Annotated in this window: 2 protein-coding genes and 1 CRISPR repeat array; both genes read left to right on the forward strand. The window is 64.1% G+C overall.

Annotation, left to right across the window (positions count from 1 at the left end; all coding sequences use genetic code 11):
• The first annotated feature begins 1050 nt into the window (after positions 1–1050).
• Positions 1051–2634: a CRISPR-associated endonuclease Cas1 gene (cas1, locus tag MLY01S_RS11705; RefSeq protein ID WP_209279954.1), complete on the forward strand. Its 1584-nt coding sequence runs from the start codon at positions 1051–1053 to the stop codon at positions 2632–2634.
• A gap of 26 nt (positions 2635–2660) precedes the next feature.
• Entirely contained in the window at positions 2661–2936 is a 276-nt protein-coding gene (gene cas2, locus MLY01S_RS11710) for a CRISPR-associated endonuclease Cas2 (RefSeq protein WP_245232169.1), read from the forward strand.
• A gap of 190 nt (positions 2937–3126) precedes the next feature.
• Positions 3127–3521: a CRISPR direct-repeat array (repeat unit 37 nt; unit sequence GTCTCCGCTGCTTCGTGCAGCGGACTTCGTTGAGGCA).
• Positions 3522–3574: the final 53 nt, after the last annotated feature.

The following is a 3574-nucleotide window of genomic DNA, read 5'->3' on the forward strand; positions in this document are numbered from 1 at the left end:
GCCCATCACGCTCGCCGGGTCCATTGAGACACTGCTGTCTCACATGGCACTGCTGGGCGTGGCCCACATGGTCGAGGAGGCCTACGGGGCGGGAACCGTGCGGCTGCGATGGACGGACTCTGCGGACGCACGCCCTCAGCTGGCAGCACCGAGCCTGGACAGTGAGGTCCTTGGGGTCGTGGTGCGTGATCATGCGCGCCACCATGTGGAGGACGCCACCGGGTGGATGCACCGAAAGGCCCCGGAGTATGGCGCCCTCTTCTCCGCACGCACCAAGGTTCCGTCTACGGAAGCCGGGTGGGAAGAGCTCCTGGGCATTCGTCAGGGGTCGTTGAGGCCTCTGCGGGGCCTGGACTCGGCGATGATCCTCGGGATTGGAGAGCGCGCCTGGTGGCACCGCAATGATCAGAGGCTGCGACCGGACCATGGAGCTTCGGCGTGGGAGATGCGGACGCGGAACAAGGGCATGGAATTTGTCACGCACGCGCTTCTCCCGGCGGGCCGTGCGGTGGCAGCCCGTGAGGCAGCGGCGGTGACCAGTGGCCTGCTAGGCGAGACCCTGGTGGATGAACCAGGCAAGGGAAAATCGGACTCTCGGACCGCGACCGGCCTCGCGCCTCTGGGACCCGTGGACGCGGCGCGGGCATGGGCCGGGCTCTGGGGCCTGGCCAGCCTGCCTGTGTGGGCCGATGCTCACGACGTGTCCACTTCAACGGCGTCGATCCGCCCCATGGCGGGGCATCCAGGGCGGCTGCTCATGCCCGTGCCGACGTCATGGGTCACGTTGTCTCGCTTCACGGCAGCACTGCGTTCCCGCCACTTGGTCGAGATGGTCCACGCCAGCTCTCAGACGGAGGCTCTGGTCGGCGCCCTCGGTGTAGAGGTGTCCCCACTGGCGTCGTGGGGCTTTGGGCACATCCTCGCCTTTCCAGTGCTACGCACCGGAAGCACGTCAGCGCCTGAGCGCAGGGCGCTCTCGGGGAAAGCAGTCGCATGAGAACGGCGCAGGATGAGGCGGGTCTTGACGGTGGGGAACCGTACGAAGACTCCGTGCCGATCAGCTTGGTGGCGCATTGGAGCTTTTGCCCCCGGAGGGCCTGGCTCGAGGCGATGGGGGAGAAGGCCCCGCAGGTCGCGCAGATGGCGGAGGGGACGGCGGCGCACCGCCGGGTGGATACGCCGTCGGCCGGTGAGGGCGACACCGTGCGCGCCGTGGATGTCCGAGAGCGCACTCTCGGGTTTCATGGTCGTATCGATCGGGCTGAACGTCTTCCGTCCGGAGCCCTCAGAGTCATTGAGCACAAGGCAACACCGGTGAAAAGATCGCCCACGGTGTCCGAAGCGAACCGCCTGCAGTTGACGCTGCAGACGATGGCATTGGAAGCCATGGGCCATGAGGTGGCCGGCGCCCAGGTGTACTTCACCCACCATCACCGAAACGTGCCTGTTGACCTTGACGACGCGGATCGGTCCGCCGCCGTTGCCGCCGTGGAGGCGACACGAAAGGTGGTGTCCTCCACAAGGGCGCCCGCTCCCTTGAGCGACGACCCCAAGTGCATGCGGTGCTCACACTCCTCAGTGTGCCTACCGGAAGAGCGGCAAGAGGCTGCGGTGGTGCGTCGCATCGTGCCACCGGACCCGACCGGGGAAGTCGTGCATCTGACGGCACCAGGCAGCCGCGCCAGTCTCTCCCGGGGACGTCTCACCGTGGTGCAAGGTGACGAGAAGTTGGCCAGCGTCCCTCTTGAACGTATGACCGCTGTAGTGGTGCACGGCAATGTCGATCTGTCGGGAGCGTTGCTCCGCGAAATGATGTGGCGTGGGCTTCCGGGGGTCTGGTGCACCGGGACGGGCCGTGTTGTGGGATGGACCAATGGGGTACGTTCTCCGAACGGCGGGGCGCGCTTTCGCCAGTTCGAGGTCGCCGCGCAGGGGCGCGTAGATGTGGCTCGCGAATTCATTGCTGCCAAGATCTCCAATCAGGCAACAATTCTGCGGCGTTTCGGCGGCGATGCGTCTGTCGTTGCCCAGCTGCGTTCGGCGACACGAATGGCCCTTACTGCACCGACTGAGCAGGAGCTGTTCGGCATCGAAGGACGTGCAGCGGCCGCCTACTTCGATAGATTTCCGAGGCTCCTGTCTGACGCGGTCGATTCATCCATCGGAGCGAATTTTCCCGGTCGGGTGGGTCGTGGTGCGGTCGATGAACTGAACGTGGCCCTGAACTACGGCTACGGCATGCTGCTGGGGGAAGTCATCCGTGCGGTGCTGGCCTGTGGGCTGGATCCGCATGCAGGGTTGCTCCATTCCCCAGGACGGAACAAACCTGCCTTGGCCCTGGACCTCATGGAGGAGTTTCGAGCCCCGCTCGTTGACGCCGCCGTGCTGACGGCGTTCAACAACGGAGAGTTCGGAGAGAGGTCCTTTACTCATGTGCTCGGCGGCGCGCGATTCACGCAGCACGGCCGACGCAAGCTGATCTCCGGAGTGGAACGGCGGTTGGTCACTGAGTTCATGCACCCTGTGTTCCAGTACCGGATGACGTGGCGAAGAGCCATCGAAGTGCAAGCGAGAATGTTCCTGGGCGTTCTCGACGGCACCCAACCCACCTACAAGGGAATCAGGGTGCGATGAGTTCCCGGGACCGAATGAGGCGCAAGTTGATCGCGTATGACATTCCTTCGGATCGTCGACGATTGTGGGTTGCCCGTGCGCTGGAAGAGTTCGGAGATCGAGTACAGTACTCCGTCTTCGTGGTGGATCTCTTGCCGTCGCGTTTCGTGCAGTTGACGGCTACCCTGACGGACATCCTCGATACGAAGGAAGACAGCATCCTCATCTGCGACCTGGGTCTGACCGCCGCGTTGTCCGACGAACAGTTCAGCTTTCTCGGACGCTCACGCGATGTCATGGAGATGGGTCCCGTCATTATCTGAGTGCTGTATCCTCCGCGAGGGGTCCATCGGTGTAGAAAACCCGGTGAGGTATCGCATCCAGAAAATGCCTGGTCAGACGCTAGTTGAGGTCGTCCCACGGCGTGCCTGGCCGCGACTCGAGCCTGCGCAGCCGGGACCTCTCGCGAGAGGCTCTTCAGCTCCTTGTCAGAGGGCGGTAATGTTGCCCACTGTCTCCGCTGCTTCGTGCAGCGGACTTCGTTGAGGCAGGGAGAATAATGCATGCGTGCAGTTAGCCGTTACGTCTCCGCTGCTTCGTGCAGCGGACTTCGTTGAGGCATCCGGCGTGAGGCGCAACGAGATGGCATGGAGAACGTCTCCGCTGCTTCGTGCAGCGGACTTCGTTGAGGCATCCAGCCACGCGGGTCCGGGGCCAGTACCAGGGTGTGTCTCCGCTGCTTCGTGCAGCGGACTTCGTTGAGGCACGGGCAGGTCCTCGGTGTGGAACCGGTGCAGAAACGTCTCCGCTGCTTCGTGCAGCGGACTTCGTTGAGGCACGAAGAAGGTGACGGCCAAGCGACGGGTCATCCGTCTCCGCTGCTTCGTGCAGCGGACTTCGTTGAGGCGCGGTGGAACCGTACGTGTCGAAGAAGGGCGAGCCGTCTCCGCTGCTTCGTGCA

The organism is Micrococcus lylae NBRC 15355 (genome assembly GCF_001570885.1).
Lineage (GTDB): Bacteria > Actinomycetota > Actinomycetes > Actinomycetales > Micrococcaceae > Micrococcus > Micrococcus lylae.